Origin of the sequence: Sphingobacterium sp. G1-14, from assembly GCF_002196555.1 — a bacterium.
GTDB lineage: Bacteria > Bacteroidota > Bacteroidia > Sphingobacteriales > Sphingobacteriaceae > Sphingobacterium > Sphingobacterium siyangense.
The window spans coordinates 1,401,152-1,420,186 of record NZ_CP021381.1 but is presented as its reverse complement, the minus strand read 5'-3'; the positions used below and the strand labels follow the sequence as shown (position 1 = coordinate 1,420,186).

Below are 19,035 nucleotides of genomic sequence, written 5' to 3'. Positions count from 1 at the left end.
TACAGGGCGTTATATTTATTCGACTGGTTTTATGATAAAGGAGAATGTATAATTTTTATAAGGCAATGTATATTCATTCAGCGGCCATGCTCCCCAACTATTGATTCCACCCACACCCATTTGTCTGAGGTCAATATTAAGTTGCGTTTGCTTTCTTTTAACAAGGTCAGCTGCATGACGTTGTTGTCGCTTGAGACCATCGTCCAAATCTTTGTCAAAGTAATGCAAAGCGCTCATACTAAATGTAGAATCAGACGTAAAGAACAATCCCCGACCTTGTTTATTTTTTATTTCCATCCATCTGATATCGGTCTTATTGCCGGTCTCCTGTGGCATTACATAGGGGAAATACTGTTGATCAACGGTCTGTTTATAAATTCCGACATGTGATGCAAAATTACGATCGATGTAGTTCTCCTCTGGTCCCCTACCGTAGTAATTAATCGCCTCAAAGCCAGATGGCATAATCCATTGCATACCGAAACGTGGCAGAACTGCAACCTTTTTTGTGGTGTCGGCAAGGAATGACTGAGAAACACGCATTTCACCTAATTGATTAATGCAGTATTTCATTTCTAGTTGCCCATATACCTGAGGCATCTGGTAGGTCGCATATACATAGGCCAGGCTATCGATTAATTCGGATCTAATTTCAAGCAGTTCAATCGAATCCGCAACCAGTTTCCAAGGTTTCAGTTTTTCCGGCGTATTGGCACCGAAATCGTTATCATTCGGCGCACGCCAGAAATTAGTCTTAAATAGCGCATGTTCATCCAAAAAATCCTGTCCTTTATAATGATATTTCGCCAACCATCCTGATTTAAGGTCAAACTCCATCAGTAGCTGTTTTGCCGTGACAATCAGATTTCCATCTTTTCGCGCTGTCTTGATTTTGCCCTGTGCCAAAATAGCTGTTTTAGGCTGAAAAGAGCCCCCCAGAGGTAACTGTTCAGTTGCAATAAGATGCCCCATAGGAAGTAAAGCCTCGGCTTTTTTCAATCGATAAGTCAGATTCAGAAATTTTTCCCCCGGAATATCTGCTTTATAAGGAATCGATAGTACAGCAGATTGTTGAGGCAACACATTCAAATGCTTGATTAAACCAGATTGCGTTTTTTTTCCGTCAACAATAAGCTCCCATTGAAGTTCAACATTTTCAAGTCCAGTAAAAAAACGTTCATTGTAAACCTGTATCTTTTTCTCGTTCAATAGGCTACTATGGATATCTTGATATACTTTTTTCATTTCCCAAGCATGTGGATAGGGTGTTCTATTGGCATAAAAAATTCCTTTGGAAGCATAATTCCAGTCCGTTATGGCTTCTTTAGGTTCATAATCTCCGCCATAGGTATATACCGTATCGCCTTTAGCATTGGTTTTAACAAAACATTGGTCCACAAAATCCCAGATATATCCGCCTTGAAATATTCCTTTGTTTGCCCGAATGATGTCCCAATAATCCTTAAAGTTTCCCAATGAATTCCCCATGGCATGTGCATACTCACATTGAATAAAGGGTCTTTGAGGCTTTGGGTTACGCGCTGCATAATTTTTCATTGCGGATGGACTTGCATACATAGGTACAATCAGATCCGTATTCCAGTCAAATCTTAATTCCCCATAATTATTCACTGCCCTTTCGTATTGTACAGGGCGACTTTTATCGAGCTCTTTCATCCGGAGGTAGGCCCGATAGAAATTGTAGCCATTTCCGGCTTCGTTGCCCATACTCCAAATAATTACGCTAGGATGATTCCGATCGCGCTGAATAAGGCGTTCAACACGAGCAACATGTGCTTTCTCCCAGGTCGGCCTATTGGCCATCGTATAGGACAGGTCATAACCCATGCCATGTGATTCGATATTAGCCTCATCAATTACATACAATCCATATTGGTCACAGAGCTGCAACCAATATTCGGCATTGGGATAGTGGCTGGTACGAACAGCATTGATATTAAATTTTTTCATGAGCTGTATATCGCGCAACATACTTTCTTTCGAGATCACATGACCAGTAACGGGATCTGTTTCGTGCCTGTTTATTCCCTTGACAAGTATAGGCTGTCCATTAACGAGCAACAGACCTTCTTTGATCTCAACCCTACGGAAGCCCACTTGCTGGGGAACGATCTCGCTGAGTTTGCCCTTAGGGTCTGTAAGTTTAACAGTCACCTGGTATAAATTTGGCATTTCGGCCGACCATAGTTCAGGATGGTCTATGGTCTGTTCAATATCCACTTCCTGTCCGTCGACTTTAACAGTTGCAATTGACACAAGCCGACCGTTTCTATGAAGTGTAACCTCTGCCATTAGATCCCCATGACTGGCCTGGTTAAAGATCAGCTTAGTATTTAACTGTCCTTTATCAAAGGCATCATTGAGGGTCGGCGACAATTGAATATCACGTAGATGCACTGGTTGCCGAACCAGCAGATAACAATCTCGCGTAATTCCACTAAGGCGCCACATATCCTGATCCTCCAAATAATTTGCGACTCCCCATCGCATGACACGCATTGTAATTAGATTTTTTCCTTTTCTCAAATATGCTGTTATGTCAAACTCGGATGGTAATTTGCTATCCTCCCCATACCCGACATATTGGCCGTTTACCCAAACAGATAGATTCGATTTGGCTGCCCCAATATGGAGAATTACGGGCTTTCCCTGCCAATCCTCGGGAATAACTACCTCACGGCGATACACAGCCGTAGGGTTGAAATCCATCGGCACAATTGGTGGATTTGGTTTCCCGATTAAATAGGTAAATTCAAAACCGGAGGTAGTATACATCGGGAAACCGTATCCATTGAGTTCCCAGTTTGCAGGCACCTGAAAATTATCCCAATGACGATCGTCATAAGTTAATGATTCAAAGTTAGCAGGTAGTTTTGAAGGGCTATTTACCCATTTAAATTTCCAGGAACCATTCAAACTTAAATACGCAGAGGATTCACGCCAATCGCTGTTGATGATCTGAGACGTATGCGGAAAGGTCACAAAATCTGTATGCATGGGCAGCCGATTTTCTTCGGTAATCGTTTCATCTAACCAAGGGATCCCTTTTCGGACAACAGTATCTTGCTGTTGCATTTTATTCCGCTCATAAGTCAAGGTAATACTGGATTGCGGATACCCCAAAGTGAAGACACAGCTATAGAGTAGAATAAGCACTAATTTATTCAGAGATTGCATTTTTTATTATTTATCGATTAATAAATCATTTCAAAAAAGATTGATTTGTTTAACTGAATCTAGGTTAAATACAGCTATATGATCGAACTAATGAAATACACTTAAATCCCACTGATCCTTCCAATTTATCTGTACTTTTTCATTCTGGAGATCAACCGGTAGCCAGATATATCTGCTATCCATAAGATCTTTGGGATTCCAGCGGTCGGCCATAAAGATAAAGGAATCCTTTTTTCCTGCGACAGGAAGGATAAATGTCGATTGGCCACCATAAGTCAAAGCCGAATTCGGTCCTTGCATTGGATCACCAAGGGATTTCCAAGGGCCAAAAAGATTTGTAGCAACATGGAGTTCTGCACGATTTGGATCCCAGCCAGTACATCCACTGGTGATCAGATAATACTTATCTTTGTACTTGAATAAAGCCGGGGCTTCCCTATGATTCCGGAAGAGTAAGGAATCTTTCGCTGTCACATGCAGGTAATCATCGGTTAATTGAACCAGGCGTAAGGCATAGTTTTCGTCCGATGAATAGATTTGGTAAGCCTTACCATCAGTGTCTACAAATAAACCCATATCGCGTGACATATTGTTATTTGGCCGGAAGCTATGGACAAACTGAAACGGCCCAAGCGGAGAGTCACTGGTAGCAACGGCGGCCCTGGCTGCTGCATAGCCTTGCCCTTTCAACTCAAGATGGAACCACATCACATATTTCTTCAGCTGTTCTTGATAGATAACCTTTGGCCGCTCCATAATACAGCCCCAAGCAATATCGCTTGTAGAATCTGTGCTAGGTGTGAGAGCCAATCCTTCAAACTTCCAGTTATACAAATCATTGGATGAGTACACATTGACTCCCTGGGACGTAGTTCCGCCACGTTTCTCACCATACCAATAATATTTCCCATTTTGATGAAGTACGCCACCGCCATGCGCATTGATCACATGACCGGATTGGTCTTTCCATATTTCCCCTGGCGTAAAACTATGCATCTCAGCATGTTCCTTTTTTTGATAAACCCGGACATAATCAATTTCATATTTTGCAGGAAGTAATTTATCAGCTATCGTGCCGCCATTTATTCCGCCGAGGGCCAAATTTAACAGGAGATAATGCGGTTGGGTAAACGGATTGAATCCTGTACCATCCCGATTGACCAATTGATCCATAGGAACGTGAAGCATTTCTATATCGTCCACATAAAGCGTAATAGCGTCTTCATTCCAAATCATTCGCCAAATATGGAACTGATCTGCCCACGCCTTTCCGCCAAGATCTTTGACGGCTTTCGTCTTACCAAACCAATGTGCTTTCCAGCGTTGGTCAGTACCGGTTGCGATATTAGCCAATATATTGCCACGGTAATATTCCATGATATCTATTTCACCATTGGATGGCCATTCTTTGGTGGTGCCTAATGTCCAGAATGCAGGCCAAAGGCCCTCACCAACTGGGATACGCGCCCGGATTTCAAAAATCCCGTATTTCCAGCTCTGCTTGCCCAAAGTATTTATCGAAGCCGAAGTATAGGTTATTTTTTTACGGCCGGCAATCCAATCATGACTGCCCTGAATAAAACCTGAATGATTACGTTGTTCTTTTTTTGCTTCAATAACCAACAGGCCATTACGACAGGAAGCGTTTTCTTTTTGATACCATTGCTCTTCCCGGTTACGTTTGAAACCTTCTTCGTAACTCCATTTAGCCGTGTCGGGTGCACCATTATAATCAAACTCATCCGACCATACCAATTTATACTGTGGTGGGATGGGCTCTTGACTATATGCGGCAAAACAACTTGACAGCAAACTAAGACAGACAGATAAAAGTTTTTTCATGATTTAGTTTAAGTTTCTTTGAGCTAACAGCTCTTGATGATCAGTAAACAAAAATATCCCCCTTTTTCTGCGTGATCAAGGGGGATATTGAGTCAAAAAGAGGGATATATTCGTATTTGTGTAATAATGAGATGACACATATCTATTTTCATATTTTCTACAGTCCGGTTGGGGCAGTTCCACTGATAAGTGACCATCCTGGATTTTGATAAATAACAGAGTTTTCTGCTGTTCCGTCATCCGAAGCCAACTGGAAATGCTCTGTGGCAATGGGTGCGAGGTAATGCGCCATGGCAAATTTTACACCGGTATAAGACAGGGCATTGCTTCGGATCTCCAATGGTCTGAGGTATTCACTCCGTGCGGGATCTGAAACGACAGATTTGTCATTGGTAGCACCATAAATCAATTGTTCGGGTGTATACCAATCTTTCATCGGTCCCCAAAGTTTAAAACCTTCAAAATGGTCTGCTGTTGTAATCAGTTGATCCATAGCCCGCCAACGCTTAAGATCCATCCAACGTAGACCTTCAGCCATAAGCTCACTTCTGCGTTCGCGACGTATATTGTACAATGTTGGTGATATAAACTGTCCTGCAGAATACGCGCCCCAATCTTTCTTTTCTTTATCCATTTGCGTTGCCGCAATGGTCGCATTGAAATCAGGATCGACTTTAGCCCGTGTACGCAGTGCGCGCCAATAGGCCTGTGCCTTCGTATCTAAATTTTGATTCTTTTCATAACAAGCCTCCATATAATTGAGGTAGGCCTCGGTGGCTCGGAAGGTAATGCTACCCGTAAATCCCTGACCGTTGAGCGTTTGTAAACCGTCGTATGAAATGCCTTTACGAATTGTATAACCTGTTGTGTAACGTCGTTCCCAATCGGTATCGTATACAGTCGGAGTGGGCTCTATGAGCGTGTAGTGAGTACCCTGTCCAATATTGACCAATACATTCTTTTGGCCAGGTTCTTTTAAAAACAATTGTAAACGGCCATCGCGATTCTTCCGAACATCTGCTATGTAATTATCACCAGCATAACCGCTGCCCGAAGCGTAAATAGGCAGTCCATTGGACATCAGAAAGCTTTCGACAAGGCCGCGTGTCAAACCAACCGCATAATTTCCGCGTTGTGCATACACAGGCACATTATGTGTCACCAGGCTTTGATTATATTGACGCCACAGCAATACTTCACCATAACTCGACATATCTACTGCGCCAAACATGCTGAAGTAAGGATTCTCGTTGTTGGCAGATTCTATAATTCCGGTATTATTTTCCAGTTGAATATTGTCAGCAACAGCAGAAGCTGATTCCATGGCCTGCGTTAAAAAGTAGTCGATCTCTCCGGTAATACTTCCAGTCGGGAATGCATAATTGCTATTGTATGATTTTGCAGCACCCGGCCAGTTTGGTCCTTTAGGGACGAATGCGGTTCCGCTGAAGTATTTGAGCCATGTACCCTCATACAAAGCCACTCGGGATTTGAACAGTTGCGCGACATTTTTTGAGATCCGCTGTTTCTTGCCGTCCGGCGAACTTTGGTTCAGCAAGGTAATAGCCGAATCCAAGTCAGAAAGAATAAAACGAGCCACTTCATTTCTTGGCGAACGCTTACTTGCTTCTACCAAAATATTCTTGTCCTTATCCGACATCACATTGCGAATAATTGGGAAATCACCTAAGGCCTGTAATTTCCCAAAGTAAACGTAGGCCCGTAAAAAATAGGCTTCACCGATATAATGTGCAATGTTACTTGAATTTCCGAGAATACGATTTTCTTTCCATTTGGGAACCACCGTATTTATAAAATAATTCATCTGATAAATACTTGAAAAATCCCAGTCGCCGCCATTCGATCCTACGCGCCATTGGCCTGGAATAAACTTGTTATCGAGTGTTGGAATAGCCATATTGTCTGTATTTCCGTCTATGCCGAAAGTGCCAAATGACCAGTTGCCGTGTGAAGGAAATAGGCCCGCATATTGATTTACGGTATAAGCAGCTAGTTGTGACTCCTCATCCAGATAAGCTTCAGGTATAATGGACGAAGGGGGTGCAATATCCAAATATTTATTGCAGGAAGCTAGACCTACCAAAGCGACAAGGCCTAATTGCATCAATCTAAAAATAGTATTATTGAATTTCATAATGAATCGACTTAAAATGTAACACTTAAACCTGCAGACCAGACTTTAGTCAATGGATAAACGGTTCCGTTGCTTCCGCCATCAATAGTTTCGGGATCAAACATTCCCGCTACACTTGAGCCGGTCCAGATATTTTCTCCGGAAACGTATACACGCAAGCGCTCCACACCGAAACGTTTTGTTGTTTCTTTCGGCAAGGTATAGCCCAGCTGAATATTTTTTATGCGGATATAGGCTGCGTTCTGCAAAAAGCGCGTCTGCGTCTGCTGGTTTTTAGCAGTACCAAAAACAGGACGTGCGTAATATGCTTCAAGATTTTCACCCAGGGGATTATCTGCAGTACGGAAATAATCAAGATGATCGACCAAGCCCGTTGACCACCATTTTGAAGTTGCGCCCCAAAAATAGTAGCCCCCTTGCCAATAATCGCGTTTCATGACACCTTGCATGAAAATGCTAAAGTCAAAATTTTTGTAGTCCGCATTCAGATTCAATCCAAAGGAGTAACGCGGTGTGCTGTTTCCAATCACACGACGATCACCTGGATCGGCCTCTGTATTGCTGCCACCATCTATTTTTCCGTCTCCATTAAGATCAGCATACATGATATCTCCTGCCCCCCATTGTGTTCCTAATGCATTTTGTCCACCATTGGGCAAGCTCGCCAAATGCTGGCTCATTTGCTCTTCTGTCTTGGCAATACCAAGGGTTTGATACCCCCATATTTCACCCAGCTTTTGACCTTCACGATAGTTTGATAATGACCCTATTGCGTTAGGATAGCGTGTTACTGTTGTGGTATAATCAGACAAGAGGAACTTTGCTCCATATGCAAAACCACTGGCAGTACGGTCATTCCAGCCCAGGGTAGCCTCAAATCCTCTTGTTTTTAAGTCGGTGTTGTTTGTTTGAGGAACTGTCGTCCCTAATGTATTAGGTAACTGTGGAGCTGGGCCGACCATATTAAATGTTTTCCGTTCGAAGACCTCAAAAGACCCAGAAAGGCGGCTATTTAAAAAGGCGAAATCGACGCCTAAGTTCTTCGTATTGATAGATTCCCAGGTCAATAAAGCACTTACGAGGCCTGGAGCCGATGCAGAATTTGGTCGCGCATTATTGATCAGCCAAGCACCATTGGCTGTCCCCGTTGGTTGCGTAACATAAGTCGGATACCAGACATCGGTATTTTGATTGCCTAGCTCTCCGTAGGAAGCTCTTAATTTCAGCATATTAATAAATGGTGCCGACTCTACAAGGAAGTTTTCTTTGGCGATGTTCCATCCCGCAGAAACTGAAGGAAACCAGCCCCAGCGGCTATCGCTACGGAAACGTGATGAACCGTCATAACGCAGATTAGCTTCCAATAGATATTTTTCAGCATAATTGTAATTCAATCGGCCGAAGAAACCCGCTGTTGCCCATTTTTGATATTCGCCAGATACAGAAGGTACTACTGCTTTTCCATTGATATCTGTGCCGGAAGTCAGATTCAATACCGGTTGATCCGGGATAATGATTCCGTCACGTTGCACACCGAGATTGCGATAGGCCGTATGTTCAATCTGACCACCGACCATAACTTTAAAATGATGGTCGCCCCAGCTTTTATCGTAATCAGAAAAGATATTGATGTTATAATAGTTTTCCTTTAAACCAAATTCGTAGACGTTTGAAGAGTTTTTATACAAATAAGGATCACCATTCACGTCATGATTGTAAAGACGCTGCGAATCCCAGTGACGAAATTGAGTTGTGGTCCTATAGTTAAAATTACCGGTTGTACGCCATCCTTTAATTGGTTCAAGGATCAGCTGTAACTGTTGATAAATGTAATCCTTACTGGATTTATCCTGTCCGCCTTCTTTCATGGCAAGTGCAGGTGAAGGAGAACTGAACAAGTATCCATTCGGATCATAAAGTGGCAGCGTTGGCCAGCCCTGTCTTCCTAAATCATCGTAAAAACTATTGGTCAATGCTGCAGGACGGTCATAGTCTTCACGTACCAACCTAGCGTTGTAATTTACCTGAAAGATGTCAGATACTTTAGAATTGATTTTAGCCGCAACAGAGTAACGGTCGTAATGGTCTGTATTGAAGGCCATCAATCCTTGTTGCTTCATGAAATTGCCAGAAAGGTAATAGGTTGTTTTTTCGGTTCCGCCATTGAGACTTAGGTTGTGCTCCTGGGCAAAAGCCTGATCCCGGTACATGACGTCGAACCAATCGTTATTATCGTTACCATAGGCATATCCTTCAGCCCAATACAACTTATTATTCGGATCGACAATGGTCGAATTTTTCAGGCTTCCGTTTTGATAATCCAAGATGCGCTGTAGATGCTCCGCGGAGAAATGCGGTGAACCGCCTGCGTTGACTTCGGCCTGATTGAAATATTGAGCAAAAGTGTAAGAGTCCATCATCTTAGGCATCAATGTCGGTGCGTTCATACGAAAGCTATTATTATAATTTACCGAAGTACGTCCAGCCTTTCCAGATTTTGTGGTGACCAAAATAACCCCAAAAGCGGCTCTAGAACCATAAATTGAAGCAGCACCAGCATCTTTCAAGACAGAAACGCTTTCGATATCTTGTGGATTTAATGCCGCCAAAGATCCTTCAGAGCCATCAATTAGGACCAATGGTGCCGAAGAAGATGTGCCGATTGTACCTGTACCCCGGATATTAATAGATGGATTGGTTTCCATCGTTCCCGAGTTTTGGGAAATATTTAGGCCGGGGGCCAGTCCTTGCAGTGCCTGGATAGCATTTCTTACAGGTCTATTTTCCAGCTGCTTGGCATCTACCACCGCAACAGAACCGGTCAGGTTTGTTTTTTTCTGCGAGCCAAAACCAACGACCACCACTTCATCCAAAACATCTCCTTCGGAAGCATCAAGCTGCACGTTAAGCTCGTAGTTCCCTTGGCTGATCTGTTTTAGCTGACTGAATTCAAAGCGCTGTTTCGCATAGCCTAGAAAGGTAAATTCTAATGCCGTGACTGTTGCAGCACTGAGTGTATATTTCCCCTGTGTATCTGTTTGCGCCTGCATTGTGGAACCGATATTTTTAACGGTCACTCCAGCAAGTGGTCTGTTATTTTCGGTAACCTGGCCCCGTACAGTTATTGACTGTGCATAAGCCTGCTGTAAGCTTAAAAGTAAAAAGCAGATAGAACAAAGCCAGCGCTGCGTTAATACTATTTTCCTTTTCATAAGTAAAACTGTTTAGTGATTAAATAATATTTTGATGAAGAGTAACATGGCAATACGAGGTAGCAATATTGCGTTTCGTTAAGAATTCAAGGATCAAACAATCCACTTTTGATTGGTAAATTCATCATAATTAAACTTGGTTATTTAGCTGTTTTTGAGCTTTAGCCAACTTACTTTCCCCACACCTATTTTTTATATAATTTGGAGAGGGTATTCATCTAGTTAGGCAAACACTCTTGGTTATTTAACATCGTCAATACAATAAAATGTCGTATTGACACTTGCAATATTATCAAAAACGTTACAGAGGAAGGGGGGTATAATCTTCTCATTTTAAGGGGTAAATTCGTCAAATTAGGCTTTTTGACCTCATTAAAGGATATTCTGGTTTAGGCAGACAAAAAAAGCCACATCTCCGGATGTGGCTTCTGAACTAAATTTATAAACATGTTATTCACTAGGGATCAGCTTTTGGTATAACTGAGCTGGCCCGCAAATTATGAGCTTCTATTTATAGGAATTGATCGATTTGGATACTCTCCAGTCTTTACCTTCACGCACTAAAGTAACAAGATCGGTTTTGGTGAAATTTTCAAATTTCAAAGTAACCCTGGCCACCATATAATCTGTAGACTGTTCAACTACATCTGTGCTAACCGCGCAATCCAGGTGGATATTCTTTTGCTTTTTCAAGGATTTAACCACTTCATAGCGGCTATATGACTTTAAGGTGCCCGTTTGGACCTTTAGATTAAAATCTTCAGCAAACAATTGTTCTATTCCAGCCGACTCACCTTCAGTGATCACGGCGACATAGTGCTCTAGCGCAAAGTCTGCGGTTGATAGATTAACGCTGACCGGGTTTGATTTTGAACCCGGTCCTTCAGCTGCCATAGCAAATGTTGATACGGCCATTAAAGCTGCTAATGTGAATGTTTTTACGAGAGTTTTCATACTATCTTTTTTTGTGCTTTTTTACCTTGCTTATCTCTTGACTCAAAATTATCGCTCCAAATGCTTGTCGCCCACGAATTTTAGATCAATAACCAGCAGAAGTCGCTGAATGACTGAAATGAAAAAGTAAACTTCAAAATGCATAAAGAACATACTATCAATTTTAATAGCTCCGTGCCAAAGACCATACCAGTTGGCCCCAAGGTTCATTTATGCCTTTTAAAACCCATTATGGACGATCTAAGATTTTCTTCAAAAAACGAAATGTACGCATGCGAACAGTTCTTATCCGAATTGTTCACATACGTACAGCACATTAAAATGAAATAGAAGTTTAATTTTCTATACATTTTGAAGTGAATGACGATATACAGTAAAAAAGAAACGTACTTGTTTGCCTGATCAGAAAGATCAGGCATCAAATTTTTTCGGGGAGACAAACAGGCTAGTAACACGGTACAAGCTCGCGAGACATAGGTTTAACTGGTCATCTTCGAGGGAATATATCGGAATTACAAACTCATTCCCAAGGTAAACGCGACGCCTTTAGATTCCAGGTCCACATTTCCTGCCAGCTCCGATAAGTCTTCGGCAGCAAGCTTTGAAGACTTCAATGATCGATTGAGTTATATGACGCAGCTCATCATTACCCGTAAATTTAGCTCAAATCTATCGCTCGTTGTGGTCCCAACCTTTCTTCACTGGAGCTATACAGCTTATAACGATCAGAATACTGTATTTGCTCTTGGTATTGGCGAGCGGGCCAAGGTCAGCAATAGGATCGCATTAGTAGCAGACTATACATTACCCTTCCGAAAGTCGTCGAACAAAAAATACCGTGAAGATGTAAGCGGACAGCGTTATTATAATGCATTAGGTGTCGGTTTGGAAATGGTTACCGGAGGACATATCTTCCATCTCAATTTTACCAATGCAACCGCAATACAAGAATCTCAGTTTATTAGCGAAACAAATAGCTCCTGGCGTAAGGGACAATTCCGTTGGGGATTCAGCATTGCACGCCGTTTCAATTTTAACAAAAAATAAAAAAGCAATTGCTCCATCGTGTACTTGGAATCAAAATAATCTGTCCAACGTAATAAGAATTCAAAATACTTAAAAGCATCATCGGTTGATAGGTTCTTAAATCAAAAAAGCGGATAACAATGCTGTTATCCGCTTTTTTATCACACAATATTAAATCTACAAATCATTTAACCACTTATTTACCTCATCTTGTGTTTTACCGGTCTTCTTTTGAAGCTTACCTACCAATTCGTCTTCTTTGCCCTCGGCATATAATAGATCATCATCAGTAAGATCTGCATATTGTTGTTTTACCTTACCTTTGATTTCGTTCCAACGGCCTTTCCATGTTAATTCGCTCATAATTATTTTCCTTTCGTTATTTATCAATAGAACAGTTTCATACAGCTAATCGTTTAAAAAATAATGTTATAAAATGTTAATTTCACAACATTCACCTGGTAAACAGGCACTTTCTATTTTTTATATTATTATTTCCGGTTACAATTGGCCGTCCATACCTTGCTGTCTTTTGTATAACCAATTGTCAATTTACCGGCATCAATACGGATAACTCCTGTACCTGCCGAACCAATGTTGACCAAGACGTTATCCTTTTTTTCAAAATCTACGCCGTTGAGATTTGGAATGCCATTTCCAAAAGCGAAATTATAGGTATCGCCAACTTTTGTTACGGTAACTGTTCCTTCTGCAGCGGCAACATCATTGTCATTGTTATTCATATCATCATACGAGATAGTGCCTTCATATTTACCAACAAAAAGATCGTTGTCGGCCGGATCATCGTCTTTGCTACATGATGTAAAGCCTACCAATACCGTTAAAATAAGCATACCGAGTCCCAGTGTTTGAATTAATTTTTTCATACGTTGATGTGTTAATGTGAATATTATATTTTATTACAGCTGGGTAAAATTCAAACTTTATGCCAGTGCAAATGCAACCTTAGAAACACCCGTATCAAACACTTAAGAAGGGGTATAAATACCGAACTAGCGAATAAATACACAACGATCGTATGCAGATATCCGTTAAATACCCCATTTCTATTAATAAGTCATTATGATCTTTTGTATTTTTAAGACCATAACTGGTTTTTCCCTCCACATTGGAGTAATCTAACTCCAATCTAGTGGGAAAAACCTCCGGTATAATGCATGATTAGATCCCATATAAAAAAAACAGCCTTATTTATGAAATTATTTTCCGTCTTTCTATTTTTTATTGCCCTCCAGTCTTGCACCGTTCAGCGGATAGGAAAAAAAGAAAAAGGTTCTTTGTATATCAATACATCAATCCCCGCACATAGTTCCTTAGCCATCTCAACCGAAGATGCCAGTCCATTTTCCATTGAGACTAAAAAAAGCTCGACCGGTCGGCTAAAAATTTTGAATGAATCAGAGGAGATTGAGATGGAGAAGGACAAAACATACACACTGAATGTCAACCAGAAAGGGAACATCGTATTCCTAAATCAATCCGATCAAGGAACTAATATCCAATTGAGAGTCTATAACCATACATCGAAGATCATTCAGAAAACAAATCTCATCCACTAAGAAAGGAGACAAAATATTTTTAAAAAAACTTGGAGCAAAAGCGCATTATCGCTAAATTCATTTATTCCAAGCCTACACTATGGAAATCAATTATGCGCTTATCGTTCGAAGATTCGAGGAATATTTTGACCTATGGAGTTCCAAAGTATACCAATATGCAATCCATAAAACCAAATCTTCTTATCTAGCCGAAGAAACCGTACAGCGTGTATTTATCAAACTCTGGAAAAATATGAGTGACAAAAATATCGATGCCACCATAGAATCCCAGATTTTCTGTATCACCCGAACAGTGGTGATCGATCTGGTCAAGGCAGAGTATAACCGTAAGAAACTTTTGGATCACGATCAAACATTTGTCTTACGCCATAGCCCTCAGGATGATTTTTATGCCAAACAACTTACCTCCACACTCCATGAAATTGTCGATAAACTACCGGAGAAACGCAAGGAGATTTTTATGCTAAGCCGATTTTCTAATCTTTCGCATAAGGAAATTGCGGACAAGCTGGCCATATCAACGAAAACTGTGGAAAACCAATTGACACTAGCACTAAAAACCATTCGAAAGGCTTTACTGTTCGGTATGCTGATGCAAATTATTTTTTAATTTCTTTGGGGGGTACCTCATTTTCAATCGTAATCTTTATACATGAAGATTACAAAAACACTCATCGACAAATACCTAAGCGGTAAAGCCAGTGCGGAAGAAATTGCCGCAGTAGAAAATGCGCTGGCCAATAACGAGTTTTATTGGGAGGATTTTATGCCGGAAACGGAATGGCAAGCATATGAGATGGATTCGGATTTTAAAAACCAAAAGGAAATAAAAGGGCATATTTTCAAACAAATAGGGCAAAAAAATAAGGATCGTTTCAACTGGTTAAAATATGCGGCTATTATCTTCTTCATTGGAATCGGAGCTTGGCTGGGATTAAACCAGATCGATTCTTCTAAATATAACACCGCATATCGTAGCGCAAAGAAAGTCCAGCCCACACCACAAGAGCAACCAAGTAATTTATATTATATCAATTCAGGTAATACCATTCAACAAATTGCAGTTCCAGACGGTTCTACTATCGACCTATACCCCAATTCTGAAGTAAAATTCAGTTCAGATTTCACAACTATTAGCGCGCGGGAAATCCAATTAAAAGGTAAAGCCAAATTTACGGTAGCAAAGGATAAGACAAAGCCTTTTCGCGTTCATACGGCCGATTTGACAACAACCGCACTTGGCACTGTTTTCAGTGTGGAAGAAGGTGGTAGCGCGATTACGAAAATAAAACTCTATGAAGGCCGTATTGAAGTCAAAAGCAATCAGCATTCTGAAAATAAACAGGCCTTAAATCTACAGTTTCAACCCAACGAAGAAATCAGCATTGATAGCAAGCTACAACAGATCATTGCCGAAACCCGAGTCAATACTTCTCAATCCAGCAAAAGGGGATCTTACTTAAAAACTAGCGGACAACTGATCTTTAAAAACCTCCCATTGCAAGATGTACTTCACATCATCAGTCATAATTATGGCCTTAAACTAAGCGTTGAACCTAAAGATATACAAAATAAATATTATAGTGGAACGTATAAAAATACAGCATCTGCATACGTCAACATGTTAGCTGATATCCAAGCACTCCATAAAATAACCATTCATGTACAAACCGAATAACATTCACTCACATAACCCACAAATTATGCACAATTATTTACCTTCCAAGCATAGTATCCTGACTATGCTATTGTTGAGATCCAACATTCGAGCCGACGTAAACTGGGCACTGCGTCTTGGCCTCATGGGGCTTTTGTCAACAAGCTATCTTCTCGCTAATGCCCAACAAAATGCGACCATTAACGGAGTAATCAAAGATGAAACAGGAAAGCCCATCCCCTCGGCGACGGTTACCATACGTAATGCGACGAGCGGAATGAAAAAAACAACAACCAGCAGGCCTGACGGAACTTTTTCACTCGACCAGATTCCTGCTGGACAGGGCTACCAGATCAGCGTATCGTCTATCGGTTTTAAAAGCAGAGAACTGTTGGATTACACCATTACAGACAGGGACAAGCTAGCGATCAATATTAGTTTGGAATCGAGTGCGCAAAACCTACAGGAGGTTGTCGTTACAGCGCTTGGTATCAAACGCGAAAAAAAAGCGCTCGGTTATACGGTCGCTGAACTCAAAGGCGACGAGCTGACGCAGGGTAAGGAAACCAATGTGGCGAATGCCTTATCGGGTAAAGTTGCCGGCGTGCAGGTAAGCCGCGCCGCATCCGGTGCCGGAGGTTCATCCAAGGTCGTGATACGTGGTAACAACTCACTTATCGGTAATAGCCAGCCGCTCTATGTTGTTGATGGAGTACCGATTGATAATCAAAACATTTCATCTCCAAACCAATCTGGGGGAACAGATTATGGCGACGGAATCGGAAACATCAATCCCGAAGACATCGAAACGATGTCGGTATTAAAAGGCCCGAATGCGGCCGCACTTTATGGACAAAGAGGAAGTAACGGAGTTATCTTGATCACAACTAAATCTGGTAAAGCTGGTAAGACCCGTTTTAGCTATGGTACAGATTTTTCATTGGGCAATGGGCTGGTCTTACCGGATTTTCAAAATGCCTATGGACAAGGATTGAACGGAACATTTACACATTTCAGAAAAGATGACGGCACCATTGTTTCTATGAGTGAAGCGCTGAAAAATGGTTACAGTGGTATGCCTAAAATGAGCGCCGGACGTGACCGTACGACACGAGCAAGCTGGGGTGCAAAAATGGAAGGCCAGACTTATGAAGATGCTTATGGCAACATCTTACAGTTAACACCGAAACCAGATACCTACTCGTCGTTTTTTCAAACGGAGAAACAGTTTGTCAACAACCTTAGTATAGATGGCGGAACCGACAAAGTAAACTACCGTTTTTCATTTGCCAATACAGATGTAAAGGGTTATATCCCAACCAATACGCTGAAGAGAAACAATTTCGGTCTGCGCACACAAGCCAAAATAACCGATAAATTTCACATTGACATCAAGGCGAACTATATCGCACAAAAGGGGCAAAACCGGCCAACACTGGCCGATGCGGCAGACAATCCTGCCTACCTATTTATCAGCCAGCCGCGAAGCTTGGGCAACGACATCATGGCACAGTATAAATGGACCGCACAGGAGATCAGCAGACAGCTCGGATTTTCGGGATTGACGGAAGGATTGGAGAAAACCTATGCCACCAATAGTTCCACAGCCAACCCCTTTTGGACCATTCATGAAAACCACAATGAAGATCGTCGGGACCGCATCATAGGGTTACTCCGTCTGAGCTACGACTTTGCTCCTTGGCTTAAGGTCACAGCGACCGGGGGTACGGACTTCTATACCGATCAACGGTTTCGCTACCGTCCTATAAACACCTACCAAAGCTTGAACCGAAAGGGTGATATTCGCGAAGAGGTCATCAGAGCCCGCGAAGACAATTTTGACGTCCTCGCTAGCTCCAACTTCAAATTGACCGATGACATTAAACTCAGTGCCAACTTAGGGGCCAGCCATCAAAGCCGGTATTTGCGTATGACAGGAAATTCAGGCAATCAATTTATTGTTCCGAATCTCTTTGTAATCAATAACACCACGACAAATAGTTACATATTTGACCTGATCGAGTCCAAGATTAATTCGGCTTATCTATCGGGCCAGTTCAGTTACAAAGACTATTGGTTTGTTGATTTCTCTGCCCGTAACGACTGGTCTTCTACCCTGTCAAAGGAAAACAATTCGTTTTTCTACCCGAGTGTAAGTTCCAGTTTAGTCTTATCGGATGCCTTCAAATGGCAATCTGATGCACTGTCTTTCGCCAAAATCAGAGCTTCATGGGCCCAGGCCGGTAGTTCAGGAAACCCATATCAACTGACAGGAGCTTATAGTCTCAACCAGTATACCCATGGTGGTGTACCGATGGCTTCTTATACAGAAATTATTCCTGATCCGAATTTGAAAAACGAATTGACCACGTCGATCGAAGCTGGGGCAGACCTGAGATTTCTAAAAAACAGACTTTCGTTCTCCTTTACCTACTATCAAGCCAAGACAAAGAATCAGATTTTGGACGTACCAATCGCCCCTTCCAGTCTCTATGTAAAGAACAGGATCAACGCTGGAGAAATTAGCAACAGAGGTATTGAATTTGTATTGGGAGCAACACCAATCAAAAGCGAATCGGGTTTTGAATGGAATACAACCTTCAATTACAACCGCAACAGAAATAAAGTTGAATCACTCTATCCCGGTGTAGAAAGCTTTTTACTCGCTACAGACCGCGGGATAAATGTTGTTGCGGAGGTCGGAAAACCATTTGGCCAGCTAATTGGGACACAGTTTGCATGGATCAAAGATGATCAGGGAAATAGGTTGATCGACCCTACCACTGGACTCCCTTTGCGCACAGCCGGACGTGTAGAAACCGATCTTGGAAATGCGCAACCCGACTGGCTGGGTGGTTTTGCCAATACCTTTAAATATAAAGGTTTCAACCTCTACGCACTTGTCGATATCCGTCAGGGCGGCGTGATCTTCTCCCAATCCAATCGTGAGCAGATCATTTATGGTACTTCTAAAAAGACCTTGGAAGGCCGTGATGGCACCTACGTTGCCGAAGGGATGGTCGGACAAAAAGATGGATCAGGGAACTGGACAAGTACAGGAACAAAAAACAGCAAGCAGGTTGCCGCACAAGATTACTGGAACATTGTTGCGAGTGACAAAGAAGTCATGGTATCCGAAGAAATGATCAATGATATGAGTTATATTGCCATGCGCGAAATCAGTCTCTCCTATTCTTTCCCTAAAAAGCTGATGCCACATAAACTTGTTAACTCCCTAAAATTGGGCGTCTATGGGCGGAATCTATTTTATTTTCAACGGAAAACTGATGGATTTTCACCAGAAGCTTCTGCTTTCAATGTAAACAATAGCTCGATTGGTATTGAATCAACTTCACTTCCAATGATGCGCACATTCGGTATTAATCTCACTGTTGGTCTGTAAACCCTTTA

At 41.8% G+C, this 19,035-nt stretch carries 12 protein-coding genes; 5 read left to right on the top strand and 7 right to left on the bottom strand.

The window, feature by feature from the left end; all coding sequences use genetic code 11:
- Positions 1-15 precede the first annotated feature (15 nt).
- The 5 genes from CBM24_RS06020 to CBM24_RS06000 form a co-directional block, all read right to left on the bottom strand.
- Positions 16-3,198 carry a glycoside hydrolase family 2 TIM barrel-domain containing protein gene (locus CBM24_RS06020; protein ID WP_232475694.1) on the bottom strand — a complete coding sequence of 1,061 codons (3,183 nt, stop codon included), beginning with the start codon at positions 3,196-3,198 and terminating at the stop codon, positions 16-18.
- Between the two features lie 87 nt (positions 3,199-3,285).
- Positions 3,286-5,040, bottom strand: coding sequence for a family 43 glycosylhydrolase (locus tag CBM24_RS06015; protein ID WP_075991415.1), 1,755 nt, complete (start codon positions 5,038-5,040; stop codon positions 3,286-3,288).
- A 157-nt stretch (positions 5,041-5,197) separates the two neighbouring features.
- Complete coding sequence (locus tag CBM24_RS06010; RefSeq protein WP_075991414.1) at positions 5,198-7,195, bottom strand: RagB/SusD family nutrient uptake outer membrane protein; 1,998 nt, start codon at positions 7,193-7,195, stop codon at positions 5,198-5,200.
- An 11-nt stretch (positions 7,196-7,206) separates the two neighbouring features.
- The gene (locus CBM24_RS06005; protein WP_088160521.1) at positions 7,207-10,407 is read right to left on the bottom strand and encodes a SusC/RagA family TonB-linked outer membrane protein; all 3,201 of its coding nucleotides are present in this window, start codon (positions 10,405-10,407) and stop codon (positions 7,207-7,209) included.
- A gap of 507 nt (positions 10,408-10,914) precedes the next feature.
- Positions 10,915-11,361, bottom strand: a complete 447-nt coding sequence (locus CBM24_RS06000; protein WP_088160520.1) for a nuclear transport factor 2 family protein — start codon at positions 11,359-11,361, stop codon at positions 10,915-10,917.
- A 630-nt stretch (positions 11,362-11,991) separates the two neighbouring features.
- Between CBM24_RS06000 and CBM24_RS05995 the strand changes: the two genes are divergently transcribed.
- Positions 11,992-12,408, top strand: a complete 417-nt coding sequence (locus tag CBM24_RS05995; RefSeq protein WP_088160519.1) for a DUF5777 family beta-barrel protein — start codon at positions 11,992-11,994, stop codon at positions 12,406-12,408.
- Between the two features lie 156 nt (positions 12,409-12,564).
- Here the strand turns inward: CBM24_RS05995 and CBM24_RS05990 are convergent, their stop codons facing one another.
- On the bottom strand, positions 12,565-12,750 hold the full coding sequence (locus CBM24_RS05990) for a CsbD family protein (protein WP_046672091.1): 186 nt from the start codon (positions 12,748-12,750) through the stop codon (positions 12,565-12,567).
- Between the two features lie 128 nt (positions 12,751-12,878).
- Positions 12,879-13,274 carry a hypothetical protein gene (locus tag CBM24_RS05985; protein WP_075991410.1) on the bottom strand — a complete coding sequence of 132 codons (396 nt, stop codon included), beginning with the start codon at positions 13,272-13,274 and terminating at the stop codon, positions 12,879-12,881.
- 327 nt (positions 13,275-13,601) lie between these two features.
- Here CBM24_RS05985 and CBM24_RS05980 point away from each other — a divergent pair, with 327 nt between their 5' ends.
- From CBM24_RS05980 to CBM24_RS05965, 4 genes are all read left to right on the top strand, one after another.
- Complete coding sequence (locus CBM24_RS05980; RefSeq protein WP_075991409.1) at positions 13,602-13,967, top strand: hypothetical protein; 366 nt, start codon at positions 13,602-13,604, stop codon at positions 13,965-13,967.
- Positions 13,968-14,046: 79 nt separating this feature from the next.
- Complete coding sequence (locus CBM24_RS05975; protein ID WP_075991408.1) at positions 14,047-14,577, top strand: sigma-70 family RNA polymerase sigma factor; 531 nt, start codon at positions 14,047-14,049, stop codon at positions 14,575-14,577.
- Positions 14,578-14,619: 42 nt separating this feature from the next.
- Complete coding sequence (locus CBM24_RS05970; RefSeq protein WP_088160518.1) at positions 14,620-15,645, top strand: FecR family protein; 1,026 nt, start codon at positions 14,620-14,622, stop codon at positions 15,643-15,645.
- A gap of 25 nt (positions 15,646-15,670) precedes the next feature.
- Positions 15,671-19,027 (top strand): SusC/RagA family TonB-linked outer membrane protein, encoded by a 3,357-nt coding sequence (locus tag CBM24_RS05965; RefSeq protein ID WP_075991406.1) that lies wholly within the window; start codon positions 15,671-15,673, stop codon positions 19,025-19,027.
- Positions 19,028-19,035: the final 8 nt, after the last annotated feature.